Below are 21,827 nucleotides of genomic sequence, written 5' to 3'. Positions count from 1 at the left end.
GGAGCCACGGCTCCCCGTTCAGCCCCTTTAGCGGAGCCGAGATGGAACCCTACAATCCCCCGCAGGACCCGATGCACATCCTGTATCAGGATGAGCACATCATGGTGGTCAACAAGCCCAGCGGCCTGCTGTCGGTGCCCGGCCGGGCGCCGGAGAACAAAGACAGCCTGATGACGCGCATTCAGGCCGATTTTCCGGCCGCCGAGTCGGTGCATCGGTTGGACATGGCCACCAGCGGGGTGATCGTGGTGGCGTTGAACAAGCCCGCCGAACGCGAGCTGAAGCGCCAGTTCCGCGAACGCGAGCCGAAGAAGTGCTATATCGCCCGCGTCTGGGGGCATCTGGAACAGGATGAGGGACTGGTGGATTTGCCGCTGATCTGCGACTGGCCGAACCGGCCGCTGCAGAAAGTGTGCTTCGACACCGGCAAGGCGGCGCAAACGGAATATCGCGTGCTGTCGCGCGACGCCGACGGCAGCACGCGGGTACAGCTGACGCCGATCACCGGCCGCTCTCACCAGCTGCGGGTGCATATGCTGGCGCTGGGGCATCCGATCCTCGGCGACGGTTTCTACGCGCCTCCCGAAGCCAAAGCGATGGCGCCGCGGCTGCAGCTGCACGCGCAGGAGCTGCGCATCACCCACCCCGCCTTCCAGACGCCGATGCATTTTCGCGCCGAGCCGGATTTCTGAGCTCATCGCCAACGAATACCTTAAATAATTCGAGTTGCAGGAAGACGGCAACTAAGCGCAGCCCCGGGAGCGTACAAAAAGTACGTGACCGGGGTAAGCGCAGGCAGCCAACACACCTGCGGCTCGAAGTATGACGGCGCTATCCCCCTGGGGTTATTTGAAGCCTTTCTCGCGTTTGATCAGATCGTATGCCGCCTGGATCTCCTGCGCTTTTTGCTTGGCCATCTCCATCATTTGCGGCGGCAGGCCTTTCGCCACCAGCTTGTCCGGATGATGTTCGCTCATCAGCTTGCGGTAAGCGCGCTTGATGGTGGCGGCGTCGTCGCCGCTGCTGACGCCCAGCACCTTGCAGGCATCCTCCAGCGTCGGCCCGCGCTGCGCCTGCTGGTAGCCGCCCTGCGAATAGCCGCCCTGCCGACCGCCGCCGAACTGGCGCCCGCCCTCCATCATGCTGAGGAACTGATCGAACTGCGCATGCGAGATGCCCAGCTCCTCGGCGATCACGTAGAGTACCTGGCGCTCGTTCGGATGCAATGAGCCGTCGGCGAACGCCGCCTGGATCTGGATTTCCAGAAACATCCGAATCAGGTCGAAACGGCCGAAACAGATGCTGCGGAACTGCTGCAGCGTCTCTCTCAGCGGAAACTGGCTCTGCTTGCCTTCACGAAACGCCTGCTGCGCCGCGGTGCGCGCCTCGCCATGCAGCTGCAGGCGATCCATAAACAGGCTGGCGATCTGAATATCCGCCTCGGTAACACGCCCTTTCGATTTGGTCAGGTGACCCATCACCTGAAAAGTGGTGCGGAAAAACAGCGTTTGCCGCGTTTGCTGGTCGGCGAAGAAACCCCGGCTGCGCTTATTGCCGCGCGCAGTATCGATCATATGACCGACAATCAGCCCCAAAACTACACCCCAGAATCCCGCGCCAGACCAAATGGCGACGATGACCCCGAGCAGTTTTCCCCAATACTGCATATACTCCTCAATTATCATGCCGAAAGCCGCACTATCCCTTCCGTCTTAGGTAAGGGTTAAGGCGATTTTTCCCAGGATTTGGATTATCATACCTGTCATTTATCTTTGCGCCTAACGACGACGCAAGTAAACGGCAGGATTTAACACTAGCGCAACGCAGATGAGTGATATAGTCTCTGACCGTTTGCCGGACATGACGCCTCTGATGACGGAACACCAAAACCGCGTATGAAAAAAAGTTTCCCAACACTGCTGGCCACAATGATTTGGACGGCACTCTACAGTCAGCACGCGCTGGCTGATCTGGCCGAGCAATGCATGCTTGGCGTCCCCGTTTACGACAAACCCTTGGTCAGCGGCGATCCCAACAGCCTGCCGGTCACCATCAATGCCGACGATTCGCGCACTGATTACCCGAAAAGCGCGCTGTTCACCGGCAACGTCAACATCGAGCAGGGCAACAGTACCCTGACCGCCAAGCAGGTGGAACTGAACCAGACGCAGGATCCGGGGCAGGCCGATCCGGTGCGCACCGTGACCGCCACCGGCGACGTGCACTACAGCGACAATCAGATCAAACTGAAGGGCCCGAAAGCCTGGTCGAACCTGAACACCAAAGATACCGATGTCTATGAGGGCGACTACCAGATGGTCGGCCGTCAGGGGCGCGGCGACGCCGATAAAATGAAAATGCGCGGCGCCAATCGTTACACCATTCTGGAAAACGGCACCTTTACCTCCTGCCTGCCGGGTGACGACAGCTGGAGCGTGGTCGGGTCCGAAGTGATCCACGACCGCGAAGAACAGGTGGCGGAAGTGTGGAACGCCCGCTTCCGCATCGGCGGCGTGCCGGTATTCTACAGCCCGTATCTGCAGCTGCCGGTCGGCGACAAGCGTCGCTCCGGCTTCCTGATCCCGAACGCCAAATACGGCAGCAACAATGGCTTTGAGTTCATGTTGCCGTACTACTGGAACATCGCGCCGAACTTCGACGCCACCATCACGCCGCACTATATGTCGAAGCGCGGGCTGCAGTGGCAGAACGAGTTCCGCTACCTGGTGCAGCCGGGCCTTGGCCTGATGGAGTTCGACTGGCTGCCGGACGATAAGGAATACAGCAAGGACAACCCCGACGACAGCACCCGCTGGCTGTTCTACTGGAACCACAACGGGGTGATGGATCAGGTGTGGCGCTTCAACGTCGACTACACCAAGGTCAGCGATTCCAAATACTTTACCGATCTGGATTCCAAATACGGCTCCACCACCGACGGCTACTCGACGCAGAAGTTCAGCCTCGGCTACGCCAACGAAAACTGGGACGCCACCCTCAGTTCCAAGCAGTTCCAGATCTACGACGATACCGACCGCACCCAGTCGGATTCTTACAAGGTACAGCCGCAGCTGGACCTGAACTATTATAAAAACGACCTGGGCCCGTTCGATTTCCGCATTTACGGTCAGGCGGCCAAGTTCACCAGCGTCAACCCATACAGCCCGGACGCCACCCGTCTGCATATGGAGCCGACGCTCAGCCTGCCGCTGACCAACGGCTGGGCCAGCCTGAACACCGAAGCCAAGCTGCTGGCGACCCATTATCAGCAGGATATTCCCGACGGTTTCGCCGCCAACTACCAGAGCCGCAAAGGCAGCGCCGCGCCGGATCTCGATGATTCGGTCAACCGCGTGCTGCCGCAGTTCAAGGTCGACGGCAAGCTGGTGTTCGAACGGCCGATGATCTGGGCCGAAGGCGCCACGCAAACGCTGGAACCGCGCGTGCAGTACCTGTACGTGCCGTACCGCGACCAGAGCAACATCTATACCTACGACACCACGCTGCTGCAGACCGACTACTCCGGCCTGTTCCGCGACCGCACCTACAGCGGCCTGGATCGCATCGCTTCGCAGAACCGCGTGTCCACCGGTTTGACCACCCGAATTTATGATGACGCCCTGGTTGAACGTTTTAACGCTTCCGTGGGTCAAATCTACTACTTCAGCCGTTCACGCACCGGCGACCAGACGACGGGGTACGACAACAACGATGATACCGGCAGCCTGGCCTGGGCTGGCGATACCTATTGGAAGCTCGACGATCGTTGGGGCCTGCGCGGCGGTCTGCAGTATGATACGCGCCTGAACAGCGTTTCATTGGGCAACGGCGTGCTGGAGTACCGTCAGGATTCGGAACGCGTGGTGCAGTTGAACTACCGCTACGCCACGCCGGAATATATCGAGACGGCGCTGAACACCAAGTCGGTGCCGGCCTATCAGGACGGTATTTCTCAGGTGGGCATCACCGGCAGTTGGCCAATCGCCGATCGCTGGGCGGTGGTGGGCGCGTATTACTACGACACCCGCGCCAAGCAGTCCGCCGATCAGCTGCTGGGAGTGAAGTACAACACCTGCTGCTGGGCGGTGACCCTGGGCTATGAGCGCAAGATCACCGACTGGAACGACAGCAACAATAGCAGCGTTTACGACAACAAAGTTTCATTCAACATCGAACTGCGCGGCCTGAGCAGCAACCAGAGCCTCGGCTCTGAGGAAATGCTGCGCTCCGGCATTCTGCCGTACCAGCGTGGGTTCTGATACTTTGTAACACTTTGAAAACGAGAACTTTCACCCGCATTTGCGGATTACATAATGGGAAATGTATGAAAAACTGGAGAACGCTTATTCTCGGATTGGTGGTTTGCGCCAATGCCGCGTTCGCAGCACCCCAAGAAGTGGATAAAGTCGCCGCCGTCGTGGATAACGGCGTGGTACTCGAGAGCGACGTCAACAGTCTGTTGCAGTCGGTGAAACTCAACGCGCAACAGGCCGGCCAGCAACTGCCGGACGACAATACGCTGCGTCACCAGATCCTTGAGCGTCTGATCATGGATAACATCCAGCTGCAGATGGCCAAGAAAATGGGCATCAACGTTTCCGATGCCGATCTGGACAAAGCGATCGGTAACATCGCCGCGCAAAACAAAATGAGCGTCGATCAGCTGCGCAGCCGCCTGTCTTACGACGGCCTGAACTACAACACCTATCGCGCGCAGATCCGCAAAGAAATGCTGATCACCGAAGTGCGCAACAACGAAGTGCGCCGCCGCGTGACCATCCTGCCGCAGGAAGTGGACGCGCTGGCGAAGCAGGTTGGCGCCCAGAACGGCAGCGATACCGAAATGAACATCAGCCACATCCTGATCCCGCTGCCGGAGAACCCGTCGCAGCAGCAGGTTGACGAAGCCGAAACGCTGGCGAAGCGCCTGATGGGCGAGATCAACAGCGGCGCCGACTTCGGCAAGCTGGCGATCACCTATTCGGCCGACTCGCAGGCGCTGAAAGGCGGCAACATGGGCTGGGGCAAGCTGCAGGAGATCCCTACCCTGTTCGCCGAACGCCTGGTCAGCGCCAAAAAAGGCGACGTCGTCGGCCCTATCCGTTCCGGCGTCGGCTTCCACATTCTGAAGGTGAACGACATCCGCGGCGCCAGCCAGTCGGTTTCCGTCACCGAAGTGCACGCCCGCCACATCCTGCTGAAACCTTCGGTGGTGATGACCGACGATCAGGCGCGCGCCAAGCTGGAAAGCGTGGCGCAGGAGATCAAGAGCGGCCGCGCCAAGTTTGCCGATGAAGCCAAACAGCTGTCTCAGGATCCGGGCTCTGCCCTGCAGGGCGGCGATCTGGGCTGGGCTTCGCCAGACATCTATGATCCGGCGTTCCGCGACGCGCTGCTGAAGCTGAGCAAGGGCGAAATCAGCGCACCGGTTCACTCTTCCTTCGGCTGGCATCTGATCCAACTGGTCGATACCCGCCAGGTGGACAAAACCGACGCCGCGCAGAAAGATCGCGCGTACCGCATGCTGTTCAACCGCAAGTTTGCCGAAGAAGCGCAGACCTGGATGCAGGAACAACGCGCCCAGTCCTACGTGAAGATCCTCGATGGCAGCAATGCACAGCAATAAACGCATCGTCATTACCCCCGGCGAACCCGCCGGGGTGGGGCCGGATTTGGTGGCGGCGCTGGCGCAACAGGATTGGCCTGTTGAACTGGTGGTGTGCGCGGATCCGGCCTTGTTGCTTGCCAGGGCCCGCCAACTGGGCCTGCCGCTGACGCTGCGCGACTACCAGCCGCAGCAGCCGGCTCAGCCGCAGCGCGCCGGCACGCTGACGGTGCTGCCGGTGGCCACCGCGCAACCGGTGGTCGCGGGCGAGCTGAACGTCGGCAACAGCGCCTACGTGGTGGAAACCCTGGCGCGCGCCTGCGACGGCTGCCTGAACGGCGAATTCGCCGCGCTGATCACCGGCCCGGTGAACAAGGGCGTGATCAACGACGCCGGCGTGCCTTTTATCGGCCATACCGAATTCTTTGCCGATCGCAGCCATTGCGATCGGGTGGTGATGATGCTGGCGACCGAAGAGCTGCGCGTGGCGCTGGCGACCACCCACCTGCCGCTGCTGGCGGTGCCGGGCGCCATTACCCGCCAAAGCCTGTTCGAAGTCATCCGCATTCTCGATAACGATCTGAAAACCAAATTTGGCATCCCCCAGCCGCAGATTTACGTTTGCGGGCTGAACCCGCATGCCGGGGAAGGCGGCCACATGGGGCGCGAAGAGATAGACACCATCACGCCGGCGCTCGAGGCGCTGCGCACCGAAGGCATCCATCTGATCGGCCCGCTGCCGGCGGACACCCTGTTCCAGCCCAAGTATCTGCAACATGCCGATGCGGTGCTGGCGATGTATCACGATCAGGGTCTGCCGGTGCTAAAATACCAAGGGTTCGGCCGTGCGGTGAATATCACCCTCGGTTTACCTTTTATTCGCACCTCGGTCGACCACGGCACCGCTCTGGAACTGGCCGGCACCGGCACCGCCGATGCCGGCAGTTTCAAAACGGCCTTGAATCTCGCCATTAAAATGATAATTAATTGTAATGAATAACAGAGTCCACCAAGGGCACTTTGCCCGCAAACGCTTTGGACAAAACTTTTTAACCGATCAGTTTGTCATCGATAGCATTGTCTCCGCCATTCACCCGCAGCCGGGCGAAGCGGTCGTGGAGATCGGCCCCGGCCTGGGCGCATTGACCGAGCCGGTCGGCGCGCGCATGGACCGCATGACGGTGATTGAGCTGGACCGCGATCTGGCGGCCCGCCTGGCCAACCACCCGCAGCTGAAGGACAAGCTGACCATTCACCAGCAGGACGCCATGACGGTGAATTTCGCCGAAATGGCCGAGCAGGCTGGCCAACCGCTGCGCGTATTTGGTAACCTGCCGTACAATATTTCGACGCCGCTGATGTTCCACCTTTTCAGCTATACTCAGGCAATCCGCGACATGCACTTCATGTTGCAGAAAGAGGTGGTCAACCGTCTGGTTGCCGGCCCGAACAGCAAGGCCTACGGGCGTTTGACCGTGATGGCGCAGTACTACTGCAACGTCATCCCGGTGCTGGAAGTGCCGCCAACCTCATTCACCCCGGCGCCGAAAGTCGATTCCGCCGTGGTGCGTCTGGTGCCGCACAGCGTGATGCCGAACCCGGTGGGCGACGTGCGCATGCTGAGCCGCATTACGACTCAGGCATTCAACCAGCGTCGGAAAACCATCCGCAACAGCCTGGGCGATCTGTTTACTCCGGAACAGCTGACGGAGTTGGGCATTGATCCTTCGCTCAGAGCAGAGAATATTTCTGTGGCGCAGTACTGCAAGCTGGCGAACTGGCTGTCAGCCAATCCCGCGCCGCAGCAATAAGGAGTTGTTGTCATGATTGATTCGCCCCGTGTATGTATCCAGGTTCAGAGCGTCTATGTGGAATCACAGTCGATACCTGAAGAAGAACGCTATGTCTTCGCCTATACCATCACCATCCGCAACCTGGGGCGTTTCAACGTGCAGCTGCTGGGCCGTTACTGGCTGATCACCAACAGCAACGGTCGCCAGACCGAAGTTCAGGGTGAAGGCGTGGTCGGCGAGCAGCCGCTCATTCCGCCCGGCGGCGAATTCCAATACACCAGCGGCGCCATTCTCGAAACGCCGCTGGGCACCATGGAAGGCCATTACGAAATGGTTGACCACCAGGGTCAGCCGTTCCGCACCGCTATTCCCGTGTTCCGCTTAGCTATTCCAACGCTGATCCATTAATTATGTCGACATACCTTATCGGCGACGTTCACGGCTGTTTCGATGAACTGCAGTCGCTGTTGGCCCAGGTTTCTTTCGATCCCGAGCGCGATCGGCTGTGGCTGACCGGCGATCTGGTGGCCCGCGGCCCCGGTTCGCTGGACGTGCTGCGCTACGTGCGTTCGCTCGGCCCGGCGGTGCGCATGGTGCTGGGCAATCACGATCTGCATCTGCTGGCGGTCTACGCCGGCATCAGCCGCAACAAACCCAAAGATCGCATCACGCCGCTGCTGGAAGCGCCGGACGCCGATGAGCTGATCAACTGGCTGCGCCGCCAACCGGTGCTGCAGGTGGATGATGAGCTGAAGCTGGTGATGGCGCACGCAGGCATTACGCCGCAGTGGGATATCGAGACCGCCAGGATCTGCGCGCGCGAAGTGGAAGCGGTGCTGAGCAGCGACAGCTACCCGCTGTTCCTCGACGCCATGTACGGCGATATGCCGAACAACTGGTCGCCGGAACTGAGCGGCCTGGCCCGCCTGCGCTTCAGCACCAACGCCCTGACCCGCATGCGCTACTGCTTCCCCAACGGCCAGCTGGACATGATCTGCAAAGATGCGCCGGGCACTGCGCCCGCGCCGCTGAAGCCGTGGTTCGAATTGCCGCGCCGGGTGGATGCCGAGTACAGCATCATCTTCGGCCACTGGGCGTCGCTGGAGGGCAAAGGCACGCCTGAAGGCATCATCGGCCTGGATACCGGCTGCTGCTGGGGCGGGGATCTGACCATGCTGCGCTGGGAAGACCGCCGTTACTTTACCCAGCCCGCCAACCGCGGCGAAATGCCCGACAGCACCGCCCGCCTGGTCGCATCCTGACGATTGAGGCGGCCGCCCGGCCGCCTCAATCACGCATTACGCCCCAATCACCCCGCCGTCTTCACGCGTGATCATCAGTACCGATGAACGCGGGCGCGGGCTGTTGTGCGGAAAATGGGAATCCCCCTCCTCGCCCGGATGCTGCACGTTGACGAACATCGTTTTATAGTCCGGCGCAAAGGTGATGCCGGTCAGCTCGCAGGATTTCGGGCCGACCATAAAGCGGCGAATCTCCCCGCTCTGCGGGTCGCCCACCAGCATCTGGTTGTTGCCCTGGCCGGCGTAATCGCCCTGGTTGCTGTACTTGCCGTCGGTCAGGATCCACAGGCGGCCGGCCTGATCGAAGCCCAGCCCGTCCGGGCTGTTGAAGGTGTTTTCCGCGGTGATGTTCGGCGTGCCGCGGTTGACCCCTTCCGGGTGGGCGATCGGGTTGCCGCACAGCGCGTAGATATCCCAGGCGAAGCTCTCCGCCGTGGCGTCGCCGCCTTCGTCCCAGCGGATGATCTGGCCATAAACGTTGTTCGGCCGCGGGTTGGCGGCGTTGAGCGGCATCCCTGCCTCGCCGCGCTTGCTGTTGTTGGTCAGGGTGCAATAGGCGCGCCCGTCATACGGGTTCACCGCGATCCATTCCGGGCGATCCATCTTGGTGGCGCCCACCTGCGCCGCCGCCTTGCGGGCGAAGATCAGCACCTCCGCCGCATCGCGAAAGCCGTTCTCCGGCGTCAGGCCGTTCTTGCCGAACTCCAGCGCAATCCAGCGCCCGGTGCCCTTCAGCGGCGTGCCGCCGGCGTCGCCGTCGAATTGCGCCACGTACAGGGTGCCTTCGTCCAGCAGGCTGCGGTTGTTAGCCGGGTTGGCGGCGTCCACCACGCCTTTGGAAACGTATTTATAGATATGTTCGCCGCGCTCGTCATCGCCCATGTACACCACCAGGCGGCCGTCTTTGGCCAGGGTAACCGCGGCGTTCTCATGCTTGAAACGGCCCAGCGCGGTGTGTTTGATCGGTGTCGACGTCGGGTTCAACGGATCGATTTCCACGATCCAGCCGTGGCGGTTGAATTCGTTCGGGTTCTTCGCCACGTCGAAACGCTCGTCGTAATCCGGCCAGTTGCGCTCCGGCTCGCTGACCTTCAGCGTATAACGCTGCTGCTCCGGCGTGGTCTGGTAATCGGCCTGATGCGTGCCGAAATAGGTGTCGAAGTTCTCTTCGCAGGTCAGATAGGTGCCCCACGGCGTTTTGCCGTTGGCGCAGTTACCGAAGGTGCCCAGTACCTTGCGCCCGCTCGGATCGGCGGCGGTCTGCAGCAGCGGATGGCCGGCGGCCGGGCCGCTGAAGCGCATTTCGCTGTTGGCGGTAATGCGGCGGTTATAGCGTGAAGGGCGCTCCACCTCCCAACGCTGGCCGTCGCCGATGCGCTTCACCGCCACGATGGAAACGCCGTGCGCCGCCTGTGACTTGCGCACGTCCTCCAGGCTGGTGGCCTTGGCGCCGCCGTGGGCGAACAGGTATTGTTCGTTGACGTATTCGTTGTTGATGGCCATCACGCCGTGGTGGTCATCGATCGGGAAGAAGCTCATGCCGTCGTTGTTGTCGCCAAACTGTTTTTCCTGATCGGCGGCGCTGTTGTTGCCCTGCGGATCGAAGGCGGGAGCGCCATCCACCAGCGGCTCTCCCCAGGAGATCAGCACCTCGGCGCGGTAGCCCGGCGCAATCGCCACCTCGTCGGCGGTGGAGGCGGCGATGCCCTTGAAACCGAGCAGCCTGTTGGGCGGCAGATCTTCGGCCAACGCCTCGGCGGATACCGTCCAGATGCCGCCGCCGAGAAAACCGGCCAGGCCAACCGCCCCGGCGCTGCCGAGCAGCAGCTTACGGCGGGCGGGATCCTTCAGGCGGTCGGCGTCTAATTGCTCAATGTGGGTCGTCATGGCTTTGCTTCCTTTTATGAATGGCGCCGCGATCGAAATTCACCAGAGTTGCCGGGGCGCTCAGAGTTGGGCTTCATACTAATCAGGAAGTGTGACGAAAATGTTACGGCAGGCGGGAACGGCAACGACAAAGGGCGCAATCTCTTGCGCCCTCAGGAAGATCAGCTTAACGCCCGAACGTCAGCGGCGTTCCAGGATCTCGAAACAATAGCTGTGAGAATTCAGCTCGTCCGCGTCGTGGAACTCACTGAATGAGGTTTCCCATTCATCCGGCTCATAATCCGGGAAATGCGTGTCGCCGCCGACTTCGGCGTCGATATGCGTCAGGTACATGCGGTTGGCGCGCGCCAGGAACTGGGTGTAAATGCGCCCGCCGCCCATCACCATCACTTCTTCCACCTCGCCGGCCGCGGCCAGCGCTTCGTCCAGCGAAGTGGCCCAGGTCACCCCGGTCCCGCTGCCCGCACGGCTGCTCAGGACGATGTTATGGCGGCCCGGCAGCGGGCGGCCAATAGATTCGAAGGTCTTGCGGCCCATAATGACCGGCTTATTCAACGTGTTACGTTTAAACCACGCCAGGTCCGCCGGCAGGTGCCAGGGCATGGCGTTTTCCATGCCAATAACGCGATCCGCCGCCAAGGCAGCGATCAGGCTGATAATCATTGTTTAACCCTGTGTAGGCAGCAAAATTGCTCACACTATACGTAAAGGCCTATCTGCCGTCGATAGGCTAATCAAGCAAGATGAATATATAAGATAGCTCTTATCAGTATATCTAATAACCAGCAATCGATTGCCGTTGCCGTTACACGCCGGGGCGTTTTCGGTACAGCCACAGCCCCGGCAACGACAGGCCAATCGACAGTGCGCCGACGATAAAACTGGCCTTCAGAAAGTGGGTGATCATGGTCTCCATCAGGGCTTCGCTGTAGCCCAGATGCGAGATTTCCACCACCGTGATCATCGCGGTATAGGCGGAAATGCCGGGGAACATCGGGATCACCGCCGCCACGGTAAACACCTTCGGGTGCGCCAGCAGCCAGCGCGACCAGTAGATGCCGATGATGCCGATCAACATCGCCGCCAGCAGCGACGCCCACTCGATGTTCATGCCGGCGTGCATCATCAGCATGCGCGAACCGCGGCCCACCGCGCCGAGCAGCGCGCAGTAGCGCAGCGCGCGCACCGGCACGTTGAACACCATGGCGAAACCCAGCGCCGGCACCGCCGCCAGCAGCATCTCCTGCAGCAGGGCCCACGGCAGGTTCATGACCACCCCCGCAAGTTCCACAGCGACATCGCCATCACCACGCCGATGCAGGTGGCCAGCGTCAGCAGGCTGGCCATCGCCCAACGGGCCAGCCCGGTATTCACATGGCCTTTGAACATGTCCGCCACCGCGTTGATCAACGGGAAGCCCGGCACCAGCAACAATATGCTGGCGGCCATCGCCACGCTGGAGGTTGCGCCGAAAGCCGGCAGGCGCAGCAGCAATCCCGACAGCGAGGTGGCGACAAACGCCGTCAGGCAAAAGTTGATCAGCGGATTCATATGGCGCGCGGTGAGCATTTGGCGCACCAGCATCGCCGCGCCGCTGGCGATGAAGGTCACCAGAAAGGCGTCGCCGCCGCCGCCGTTGAGCATGCTGAAGCAGCCGCAGGACAAGCCCACCATCAGCACCACCAGCCAGCGCGGGTAGCGCAGCGGGCGGAGCCTATCAAAGCGCCGGGCTACGTCATGCGCATCGGCCAGGCGGTGTTCGGCCAAGATCACGATGTGCTGCACCTCGGTCACCATTTGCATATTGATGCCGCGGTCGACGTTCTTGCGGGTGGTGGTCAGGCAGGCGCCGTGGCTGAGAGTGGTCAGCACCACCGCGTTGGCCGAGATGGAGCTTTCCACGCTGTCCATCCCCAGCGCCAACCCCAGCCGGGTCGACAGTTGCTCCACCACCGTGCTTTCAGCGCCGTGCTGCAGCAACAGCAACGCGCACTGGATGCACAGCCGGGTGATTTCTCTCTGTTGCCGGTGCGGCTCCGGCAGATCTGTCGCCTGAATTTGCTGCATAATGCCCCGTGGTTAGCCCTGAGTGAAGATTCATCATAGTGCCAAAGATTACCTCATTGGGTTGATGCGCATCAGGGGAAGCGGCGTTATTATCACCTCCATCACGCCTTTTTCGCAGAGACGCCAACCATGCTTGAAACTTCGCTGTTCGTCGCCGGCATCGCCACCTTGGGCATGCTGTCACCCGGCCCGGATTTTTTCCTGGTGATCAAGAACGCCGCCCGCTATCCGCGCCTGGCGGCGATGATGACCGCTTTCGGCGTGATCTGCGGCGTCGCCACCCATATGTCCTACTGCGTCGCCGGTCTGGCGGTGGTGATCACCACCACGCCGTGGTTGTTCAACCTGCTGAAATACGCCGGGGCGGTCTACCTGATTTGGGTCGGCATTCAGGCGCTGCTGTCGCGTGGCGGCAGCAAGATGAACGTCGGCAATCTGCCGCGCCAACAGGTCAGCCTGAAGAGCGCCTTTGTGCAGGGTTACCTGTGCAATCTGCTGAACCCGAAGGCCACGCTGTTCTTCCTGGCGGTATTTACCCAGGTGCTGCAGATCGATTCCGGTTTGGGGGAGAAGCTGTGGTACGCGGGGATTATTCTCGGCCTGTCCGCCGTTTGGTGGCCGGTGCTGGTGTTCCTGATCCAGAGCGGGCCGGTGCGCCGCGGGTTGGAGAAGACGCAGAAGATAGTCGACAAGCTGCTGGGCGGCATGTTGATCGCGCTGGGCATCAAGGTCGCGCTAAGTTAAGCAAAAAAATGGGGCGCCATCTCGGCGCCCCTTCCCTTATCCCTTCGCTTCCACCACCTCGTCTTCCGGCGCTTTGCCGTCGATGCTGCCGCGCCAGCCGGTTTGCTGCACCCGCGCCAGCCGATTCTGATCCTGCTCGATGGCCGCGCTGAGCATTTCCTTGGCGCGCTGCAGGCTGGCGATGCGGAACTCGGTATCCTGGTAGTTCTCCAGCGTATCTTCCAGCATCTTCAGGTTGTAGCGGCGGAAGGTGTCCGCCTTTTCCCGCGCCTCGTAGGCATCCAGCCCCAGCAGCTCCAGCGTTTCGCGCCCGATGCGCAGCGAGCTTTCGAAGGTCTCGCGCTCCGGGTTTTCCACTCCCAGCTGACGCAGCTGATACCAGTGATCGACGTCGCGCGCGCGCGCCACCACCTTCAGGTGCGGGAAGTGGCGCTTGGCCAGCTCGGTCAGCTGCAGGTTGGCCTCCACGTCGTCGATGGCGTTGATCAGCACCTTGGCGTGCGCGGCGCCGGCGGCCTCCAGCAGATCGGCGCGGGTGGCGTCGCCATAGAACACCTTGGTGTCGAACTTGCGCAGCGTTTCGATATGGTCCGGATCGTGGTCCAACACCACGGTATGCACGCCGTTGGCCAACAGCAAGCGGCCGGCGATTTGGCCGAAGCGGCCGAAACCGGCGATGATCACGCTGGCGTTCTCGTCGTCGATCACGTCCGCCGGGCGCTCTTCCTTCGGCGCGTTTTTCTCCAGCCGCGCGGCGATCACCAACAGCAGCGGCGTGGCGGCCATCGACAGCGCCACCGCCAGCGTCAGCGACTTGGCCCAGTCCGGCGGCAGCACGCCCGCCAGCTGCGCCGCGCCGAAGATCACGAAGGCGAACTCACTGCCCTGGCCCAGCAAAATGGCGAACATGCCGCGCTGGCGTTTCGGCACCCCGAGCAACGGACCGATCAGCCACAGCAGCGCCGCCTTGATCAGCATAAAGCCCAGCAGCAGCGAGGCGATCAGCAACGGATGGTGGAACAGCGTGCCGAAGTCGATCGACATGCCGACGCCGATAAAAAACAGCCCCAGCAGCAGGCCCTTGAACGGCTGAATATCGCTTTCCAGCGCGTGGCGATACTCCGAGCTGGCCAGCAGCACCCCGGCGAGGAAGGCGCCCATCGCCATCGACAGCCCGGCCATCTCCAGCAGGATGCCGAAACCGAACACCAAAAACAGCGCCACGGCGCTGAACACCTCGCGCATGCCCGAACGGGCCACGAAGTGCAGCAGCGGGCGGGTGACATAGCGGCCGAGCAGCACCACCATCGCCAGCGCGCCCACCACCTTGGCCGCCGACATGCCGAAGGCGCCCAGCGTGGTGGCGGCGCCGCTGCTGGCCAGCAGCGGGATCATCGCCACCAGCGGGATCGCCGCGATATCCTGGAACAGCAGCACGGCAAACGCGCTGCGGCCGATCGGCGACGGCGTCAGGTTGCGCTCGCTCATCGCCTGCATGGCGATGGCGGTGGAAGACAGCGCCAGCGTCAGGCCGATCAGCAGCGCCACCTTCCAGTCGAGCCCGAGGAAGTAGCAGAAGGCGCTCAGCGCCAGCCCGCAGCCGGCCATCTGAATGCTGCCGCCGCCGAATACCGAGGCGCGCAGCGTCCACAGCCGCTTGGGATCCAGCTCCAGACCGATGATAAACAGCATCAGCACCACGCCGATTTCGGCGAAGGTGAGGATAGACTCGGCGTCCGACACCAGCTTCAGCCCCCAGGGGCCGATAATGCAGCCGGCGATCAGGTAGCCCAGCACCGAGCCCAGCCCGAGACGCACCGCGATCGGCACGAACAGCGCGGCGGAGCCGAGATAAATCAGCCCCTCGATCATCAGGTTGTGATTATCCATGGCTGGCTCCCCGTTCCGCCGCTTCGCTGTTTTCCATCAGGTATTCGACCAGCCGCTGGCGGTAGGCCTCGCCGGCGGCAATCAGCGCCGGCTCGTTGCAGGTAAAGGTATTATGCACCGCGAAATAGGGCTGCCAGTTCATGCCGCAATAGAGCGCCGTCGCCTGCAGCGGCTGCGCCAGTGCGGCGAAGTTCGGGAAATCCCCCAGTGCGAAATGGTGTTCGTCACCGCCGCTGGTCACCGCCCACAGGCAGTCCTTGCCCACCAGCGCGTCGCCTTCGTGGCCGTAGGCCCAGCCGTGCTCCAGCACCTTGTCGATCCACAGCTTCAGCAACGGCGGAAAGCTGTACCACTGCATCGGATGTTGCAGCACCAGCATGTCGGCGCGCTCCAGCGCTCGCTGCTCGGCGTTGATATCGATATTGAAGTCGGGATACAGCTCATACAGCGAGCGCACCTCTACCTCGGGAAGATCCCTGACCGCCTGCAGCAGGCGATGATTGGCATGGGAATGCCGGGGGTAAGGATGGGCGTAAATAATCAGAATCATGGGGGTCGTCGTTCCTTCGTTCCTTGCCAATAGATCAAGCATATACCAATCACACAGGGTGACAGTTCGCTGATTGATTGATAGCGGAAATTTTTAATGCGTGGCAACAAATTAGCTGAATAAGATAAAAAAAGGGCGCTGCATTGCAGCGCCCTCTGGCGTCACGGCATGGCGATGTTACTTGCCGATGCGCGCGTGCATTTCCTGCACCGACGTCACCTGCTCGGTCGGGTCGGCCTTCAACGCCATCGCGGTGGCGAAGCCGCCGTTCAGCGTGGTGTCGTAGTGCACCTTGTACTGCAACGCGCTGCGGCGAATCAGCTTGGAGTCTTCAATCGCCTGCCGACCGGCCGTGGTGTTGACGATGTAGGTGTACTCGCCGTTTTTGATGCGGTCCTGAATGTGCGGACGACCTTCATGCACCTTGTTGACCAGGCGCGGGTTGATGCCCGCCTCGCCCAGCACCACCGCGGTGCCGTGGGTCGCATCCAGCTCGAAGCCCTGCTTCAACAGGCTGGCGGCCAGATCCACCACCCGCGCCTTGTCGCCTTCGCGTACCGACAGCAGCGCGCGGCCCTGTTTCTTCATGCCGGACTGGCTGCCGAGCATCGCTTTGGAGAAGGCTTCGGCGAAGGTGCGGCCCACGCCCATCACTTCCCCGGTGGAGCGCATTTCCGGCCCCAGGATCGGGTCGACGCCCGGGAACTTGTTGAACGGCAGCACCACTTCCTTCACCGAGTAGTACGGCGGGATAACCTCTTCTGTCACGCCCTGCTCGGCCAGCGTTTTGCCCGCCATCACCCGGGCGGCGACCTTGGCCAGCGGCACGCCGGTGGCTTTGGAGACGAACGGCACGGTGCGCGCGGCGCGCGGGTTGACTTCAATCAGGTAAACTTCGTTGTTCTTCACCGCGAACTGCACGTTCATCAGACCGCGCACCTGCAGCTCGAACGCCAGTTTCTCAACCTGCTGACGCATCACGTCCTGAATTTCTTTGCTCAGGGTGTAAGCCGGCAGCGAACAGGCGGAGTCGCCGGAGTGCACGCCCGCCTGCTCGATGTGTTCCATGATGCCGCCAATCAGCACGCGCTCGCCGTCGCAGATGGCGTCGACGTCCACTTCCACCGCGTCATCCAGGAAGCGGTCCAGCAACACCGGCGCGTCGTTGGATACGCTGACCGCATTCTGGAAGTAACGGCGCAGGTCGACTTCGTCGTAGACGATTTCCATCGCCCGGCCGCCCAGCACGTAGGAAGGGCGCACCACCAGCGGATAACCGATGCCGGCCGCTTTCTCTACCGCCTGCTCGATGGCGGTGACGGTGGCGTTGGCCGGCTGCTTCAGGCCCAGGCGGTTGACCGCCTGCTGGAAGCGCTCGCGGTCTTCGGCGCGGTCGATGGCGTCCGGGCTGGTGCCGATGATCGGCACGCCTGCGGCTTCCAGCTCGCGCGCCAGCTTCAGCGGGGTCTGGCCGCCGTACTGCACGATCACGCCCTTCGGCTTCTCGATGCGCACGATTTCCAGCACGTCTTCCAGCGTCACCGGCTCGAAGTACAGACGGTCCGAGGTGTCGTAGTCGGTAGAGACGGTTTCCGGGTTGCAGTTGACCATAATGGTCTCGTAACCGTCTTCGCGCAGCGCCAGCGAGGCGTGCACGCAGCAATAGTCGAATTCGATGCCCTGGCCGATGCGGTTCGGACCGCCGCCCAGCACCATCACTTTCGGGCGGTCGTTGGTCGGGTTGGATTCGCACTCTTCTTCATAGGTGGAATACATGTAGGCGGTGTCGGTGGCGAATTCCGCCGCGCAGGTGTCCACGCGCTTGTAAACCGGGTGCAGACCGTAACCGTGGCGCAGCTTGCGGATTTCGCTTTCGGCGACGCCGGCCAGCTTGGCCAGGCGCGCATCGGCGAAGCCCTTGCGCTTCAGGGTGCGCAGGAATTCCGGCGTCAGGCCGTTGATGCCGGCCTCGGCCACCTGCTCTTCCAGGCGCACCAGCTCTTCAATCTGCACCAGGAACCAGCGGTCGACGTTGGTCAGGTTGAACACGCCGTCGACCGACAGGCCGGCGCGGAAGGCGTCGGCGATGTACCAGATGCGGTCGGAGCCGGCGTCTTTCAGTTCGCGGCGAATTTTGGTCAGCGCTTCCGGGTCGTCCAGACTCACTTTCGGGTCGAAGCCGGTGGCGCCCACTTCCAGGCCGCGCAGCGCTTTCTGCAGCGACTCCTGCTGGGTGCGGCCGATGGCCATCACTTCGCCGACCGATTTCATCTGGGTGGTCAGGCGGTCGTTGGCGCCGGCGAATTTCTCGAAGTTGAAGCGAGGGATTTTCGTTACCACGTAGTCGATGGACGGTTCGAACGACGCCGGGGTGCGGCCGCCGGTGATGTCGTTCATCAGTTCGTCGAGGGTGTAGCCCACCGCCAGCTTGGCGGCGATCTTGGCGATCGGGAAGCCGGTGGCTTTCGACGCCAGCGCCGAAGAACGCGACACCCGCGGGTTCATTTCGATGACGATCAGGCGGCCGGTTTTCGGGTTGACCGAGAACTGCACGTTGGAGCCGCCGGTTTCCACGCCGATTTCACGCAGCACCGCCATCGAGGCGTTACGCATGATTTGATATTCTTTGTCGGTCAGGGTCTGAGCCGGCGCCACGGTGATCGAGTCGCCGGTGTGGATGCCCATGGCGTCGAAGTTTTCGATCGAGCAGACGATGATGCAGTTGTCGTTTTTATCGCGCACCACTTCCATCTCGTACTCTTTCCAGCCGATCAGCGATTCGTCGATCAGCAGCTCTTTGGTCGGCGACAGGTCGAGGCCGCGCTCGCAGATTTCTTCGAACTCTTCGCGGTTGTAGGCGATGCCGCCGCCGGTGCCGCCCATGGTAAAGGAAGGGCGGATGATGCACGGGAAGCCGACGTCGGCGGCCACCGCCAGCGCTTCTTCCATGGTATGGGCGATGCCGGAACGCGCGGTATCCAGGCCGATCTTCTTCATCGCCACGTCGAAACGGCGGCGGTCTTCGGCTTTATCGATCGCATCGGCGGTGGCGCCGATCATGGTCACGCCGAACTCGGCCAGCACGCCCTGGCGCTCCAGCTCCAGCGCGCAGTTCAGCGCCGTCTGGCCGCCCATGGTCGGCAGCACCGCGTCCGGGCGCTCTTTCTCGATGATCTTGCGCACCACTTCCCAGTGGATAGGTTCGATGTAGGTGGCATCGGCCATTTCCGGGTCGGTCATGATGGTGGCCGGGTTGGAGTTGACCAGAATGACGCGGTAACCCTCTTCGCGCAGCGCTTTACAGGCCTGGGCACCCGAGTAGTCGAACTCACACGCCTGGCCGATGACGATCGGGCCAGCGCCGAGGATCAGGATGCTTTTTATATCGGTACGTTTTGGCATTTTTTTTGCTCCTGATTATTTGGCGTTAGAACGGTAAGTCTCAATCAGTTCGATAAAGTGATCGAACAACGGCGCGGCGTCGTGCGGGCCGGGGCTGGCTTCCGGGTGGCCCTGGAAGCTGAACGCCGCCTTGTCGGTGCGGTGGATGCCCTGCACCGTATGGTCGAACAGCGATTTGTGCGTCACCCGCAGGTTGGCCGGCAGGTTGTTCTCGTCTACCGCGAAGCCGTGGTTCTGCGCGGTGATCATCACGGTGCTGTTGTCCAGATCTTTGACCGGGTGGTTGCCGCCGTGGTGGCCGAGCTTCATCTTCACGGTTTTCGCCCCGCTGGCCAACGCCAGCAGCTGGTGGCCCAGGCAGATGCCGAACACCGGAATGTCGGTCTCCAGGAACTGCTTGATGGCGGCGATGGCGTAGTCGCACGGCTCCGGGTCGCCCGGGCCGTTGGACAGGAAGATGCCGTCCGGCGCCATCTTCAAGACGTCGTCAGCCGGGGTCTGCGCCGGCACTACCGTCAGGCGGCAGCCGCGATCCACCAGCATGCGCAGGATGTTGCGCTTGGCGCCGTAATCGTAGGCCACCACGTGGAACGGCAGTTCCTCGGCGGTTTTGGCTTCCGGCAGCTCGCCTTCAAGCGTCCAGCTGCCCTGCTGCCAGCTGTAAGACTCCTGGGTGGTCACTTCCTTCGCCAAATCCATGCCTTTCAGGCCAGGGAAGCCCTGCGCCTTGGCCAGCGCCAGCGCGGCGTCCGGCGAGTCGGCGGCGATGATGCAGCCGTTCTGGGCGCCCTTCTCGCGCAGCAGACGGGTCAGCTTGCGGGTATCGATATCGGCGATCGCCACGATGTTATGGCGCTTGAGGTATTCGGACAGGCCTTCTTCGTTGCGGTAGTTGCTGGCAATCAGTGGGAGGTCGCGAATGACAAGGCCTTGGGCGTGAACGGCGGAGGATTCTTCGTCGGAAGCATTGGTGCCGACATTGCCGATATGAGGATAAGTAAGAGTAACGATCTGGCGGGAGTAGGAAGGATCAGTGAGGATTTCTTGATAGCCGGTCATCGACGTATTGAAGACCACTTCCCCCACTGCCGTACCCTCTGCCCCGATGGCCCGACCGTGGAATTGGGTTCCGTCTTCCAGAACCAATAGCGCTGACTTAATCAAAACACCCTCCAAGGAATAATCAATCACAATATTTGCATATTAATTCAGATATCGCGATCTAAATCAATGCAAAAACCGTCCGCGAGGCCAATTTTTGGCAAATTGGGCGCATTTTAATGATGAGTGCCTGCCTTGTCTACCCAAAGCGCCATTTTTTCTCTTATTTTTGCAGTTTTCGCGGTTTAATGGGCTCAGCAGCCATAAAAATACAGCTAAACTTGGGTTGGTAAACGGTTGCGAGACACAATGACAGAAATTTGCGGCCTGACGGGCTAAAACAAGGTTAAAAAATAACTCTCGCGCGAAAAAAGGCGTGCAAAGCCAACTGAAACGCACGAAAACAAGACTTATACTGCGAAAGTAAAATAAGATGGGTGTTTTTGATGTTAAAAAAAAGGACAATAAAATTATTGTCCTATTATCATAGCATTATGATTAATATAACCACATCACGATGGTATTCAGATTAATTATAACCGGTCAAGATTGAGCACGTCTCGCATATCAAACAGACCTTTATCATGGCCATGCAGCCAAGAGGCCGCCTTGACCGCGCCGCTGGCAAAAGTCATGCGGCTGGAGGCTTTATGCGTGATTTCCACCCGCTCGCCGATATCGGCGAACATCGCGGTATGCTCGCCGACGATATCCCCGGCGCGAATGGTGGCGAAGCCGATGCTCTTCGGATCGCGTTCGCCGGTGTGGCCTTCACGCGCATAAACCGCGCAGTCTTTCAGGTTGCGCCCCAGCGCGCCGGCGATCGCTTCGCCCATCGCCAACGCCGTGCCTGACGGGGCATCCACCTTGTGGCGGTGGTGCGCTTCAACAATTTCGATATCGGTGTAGTCGCCCATCACCTGTGCGGCCTTCTCCAGCAGCTTCAACACCAGGTTGACGCCCACGCTGAAGTTGGCGGCGAACACGATACCGATATGCTGCGCCGCATCGCGGATCGCCTGTTTGCCGGCGTCGTCGAAGCCGGTGGTGCCGATCACCATCGCCTTGCGATGCGCCACGCAGAAATCCAGATAGCCCAGGGTGCTTTCCGGCCGGGTGAAGTCGATCAGGATATCGAAGTCATTCGCCACCTGGTCCAGGCCGTCGCTGACGGTAACGCCCACCGCGCCGATGCCCGCCAGTTCACCGGCGTCGACGCCGATCAGGCTGGACCCCGGGCGCGACAGCGCCGCGCCCAGCACTACGCCTTCCGCCTGCTGCACCGCCTGGATCAATTGGCGCCCCATGCGGCCGCCGGCGCCCGCAATCGCAATGCGGATATGTGAATCAGTCATGCTTGCTCTCTTGTTGATTTAACGCCTATCCCTGCAGGCTTATTCCTCAGGGTAACTGCCCCACCTGACCATCGCCAGAGGATTCATTTCATAATTAGAAAATTATGATATTCCCCGATTTTCATCAGCAAC

The 21,827-nt window shown here is 61.2% G+C and carries 18 protein-coding genes; 8 read left to right on the top strand and 10 right to left on the bottom strand.

Annotated elements, in window-relative coordinates; genetic code table 11:
• The first annotated feature begins 41 nt into the window (after positions 1-41).
• Positions 42-692: a bifunctional tRNA pseudouridine(32) synthase/23S rRNA pseudouridine(746) synthase RluA gene (gene rluA, locus D7I37_RS10565; RefSeq protein WP_061794936.1), complete on the top strand. Its 651-nt coding sequence runs from the start codon at positions 42-44 to the stop codon at positions 690-692.
• Positions 693-845: 153 nt separating this feature from the next.
• Here the strand turns inward: rluA and djlA are convergent, their stop codons facing one another.
• Complete coding sequence (djlA, locus tag D7I37_RS10560; protein WP_061794935.1) at positions 846-1,667, bottom strand: co-chaperone DjlA; 822 nt, start codon at positions 1,665-1,667, stop codon at positions 846-848.
• Positions 1,668-1,895: 228 nt separating this feature from the next.
• Here djlA and lptD point away from each other — a divergent pair, with 228 nt between their 5' ends.
• From lptD to apaH, 6 genes are all read left to right on the top strand, one after another.
• On the top strand, positions 1,896-4,259 hold the full coding sequence (gene lptD / locus D7I37_RS10555) for an LPS assembly protein LptD (protein ID WP_129543655.1): 2,364 nt from the start codon (positions 1,896-1,898) through the stop codon (positions 4,257-4,259).
• A gap of 65 nt (positions 4,260-4,324) precedes the next feature.
• Positions 4,325-5,626 (top strand): peptidylprolyl isomerase SurA, encoded by a 1,302-nt coding sequence (gene surA, locus D7I37_RS10550; protein WP_061794933.1) that lies wholly within the window; start codon positions 4,325-4,327, stop codon positions 5,624-5,626.
• Complete coding sequence (gene pdxA / locus D7I37_RS10545; protein WP_061794932.1) at positions 5,613-6,605, top strand: 4-hydroxythreonine-4-phosphate dehydrogenase PdxA; 993 nt, start codon at positions 5,613-5,615, stop codon at positions 6,603-6,605. The genes surA and pdxA overlap by 14 nt, the downstream gene beginning before the upstream one ends.
• The gene (gene rsmA, locus D7I37_RS10540) at positions 6,598-7,416 is read left to right on the top strand and encodes a 16S rRNA (adenine(1518)-N(6)/adenine(1519)-N(6))-dimethyltransferase RsmA (protein ID WP_061794931.1); all 819 of its coding nucleotides are present in this window, start codon (positions 6,598-6,600) and stop codon (positions 7,414-7,416) included. Before pdxA ends, rsmA begins: the two co-directional genes overlap by 8 nt.
• A 12-nt stretch (positions 7,417-7,428) precedes the next feature.
• Complete coding sequence (apaG, locus tag D7I37_RS10535; protein ID WP_061794930.1) at positions 7,429-7,806, top strand: Co2+/Mg2+ efflux protein ApaG; 378 nt, start codon at positions 7,429-7,431, stop codon at positions 7,804-7,806.
• 2 nt (positions 7,807-7,808) lie between these two features.
• Positions 7,809-8,660 carry a bis(5'-nucleosyl)-tetraphosphatase (symmetrical) ApaH gene (gene apaH / locus D7I37_RS10530; protein WP_061794929.1) on the top strand — a complete coding sequence of 284 codons (852 nt, stop codon included), beginning with the start codon at positions 7,809-7,811 and terminating at the stop codon, positions 8,658-8,660.
• A gap of 36 nt (positions 8,661-8,696) precedes the next feature.
• On the opposite strand, the gene D7I37_RS10525 is transcribed toward apaH, so the two are convergent.
• The 4 genes from D7I37_RS10525 to D7I37_RS10510 form a co-directional block, all read right to left on the bottom strand.
• Positions 8,697-10,586, bottom strand: a complete 1,890-nt coding sequence (locus D7I37_RS10525; RefSeq protein ID WP_129543654.1) for a PhoX family phosphatase — start codon at positions 10,584-10,586, stop codon at positions 8,697-8,699.
• A 180-nt stretch (positions 10,587-10,766) separates the two neighbouring features.
• Entirely contained in the window at positions 10,767-11,249 is a 483-nt protein-coding gene (gene folA, locus D7I37_RS10520) for a type 3 dihydrofolate reductase (protein ID WP_129543653.1), read from the bottom strand.
• Positions 11,250-11,391: 142 nt separating this feature from the next.
• On the bottom strand, positions 11,392-11,856 hold the full coding sequence (locus D7I37_RS10515; protein WP_061794926.1) for a threonine/serine exporter: 465 nt from the start codon (positions 11,854-11,856) through the stop codon (positions 11,392-11,394).
• Positions 11,853-12,653, bottom strand: a complete 801-nt coding sequence (locus D7I37_RS10510; protein ID WP_061794925.1) for a threonine/serine exporter ThrE family protein — start codon at positions 12,651-12,653, stop codon at positions 11,853-11,855. The genes D7I37_RS10515 and D7I37_RS10510 overlap by 4 nt, the downstream gene beginning before the upstream one ends.
• 129 nt (positions 12,654-12,782) lie before the next feature.
• Here D7I37_RS10510 and D7I37_RS10505 point away from each other — a divergent pair, with 129 nt between their 5' ends.
• Entirely contained in the window at positions 12,783-13,397 is a 615-nt protein-coding gene (locus tag D7I37_RS10505) for a LysE family translocator (RefSeq protein WP_061794924.1), read from the top strand.
• A 36-nt stretch (positions 13,398-13,433) separates the two neighbouring features.
• Here the strand turns inward: D7I37_RS10505 and kefC are convergent, their stop codons facing one another.
• From kefC to dapB, 5 genes are all read right to left on the bottom strand, one after another.
• The gene (kefC, locus tag D7I37_RS10500; RefSeq protein ID WP_061794923.1) at positions 13,434-15,287 is read right to left on the bottom strand and encodes a glutathione-regulated potassium-efflux system protein KefC; all 1,854 of its coding nucleotides are present in this window, start codon (positions 15,285-15,287) and stop codon (positions 13,434-13,436) included.
• A complete protein-coding gene (gene kefF / locus D7I37_RS10495; protein WP_061794922.1) occupies positions 15,280-15,837 on the bottom strand; it encodes a glutathione-regulated potassium-efflux system oxidoreductase KefF in 558 nt (185 codons plus the stop codon). Before kefF ends, kefC begins: the two co-directional genes overlap by 8 nt.
• 177 nt (positions 15,838-16,014) lie before the next feature.
• A complete protein-coding gene (gene carB / locus D7I37_RS10490; protein ID WP_061794921.1) occupies positions 16,015-19,239 on the bottom strand; it encodes a carbamoyl-phosphate synthase large subunit in 3,225 nt (1,074 codons plus the stop codon).
• Between the two features lie 15 nt (positions 19,240-19,254).
• Positions 19,255-20,403, bottom strand: a complete 1,149-nt coding sequence (gene carA / locus D7I37_RS10485) for a glutamine-hydrolyzing carbamoyl-phosphate synthase small subunit (protein ID WP_073970226.1) — start codon at positions 20,401-20,403, stop codon at positions 19,255-19,257.
• Positions 20,404-20,873: 470 nt separating this feature from the next.
• Positions 20,874-21,695 carry a 4-hydroxy-tetrahydrodipicolinate reductase gene (gene dapB / locus D7I37_RS10480; protein WP_061794919.1) on the bottom strand — a complete coding sequence of 274 codons (822 nt, stop codon included), beginning with the start codon at positions 21,693-21,695 and terminating at the stop codon, positions 20,874-20,876.
• Between the last annotated feature and the right edge of the window lie 132 nt (positions 21,696-21,827).

Source organism: Serratia sp. 1D1416 (genome assembly GCF_003641105.1).
In the GTDB taxonomy this organism is placed as follows: Bacteria; Pseudomonadota; Gammaproteobacteria; order Enterobacterales; family Enterobacteriaceae; genus Serratia; species Serratia ficaria.
This window is presented reverse-complemented; position numbering and strand designations above follow the sequence as displayed.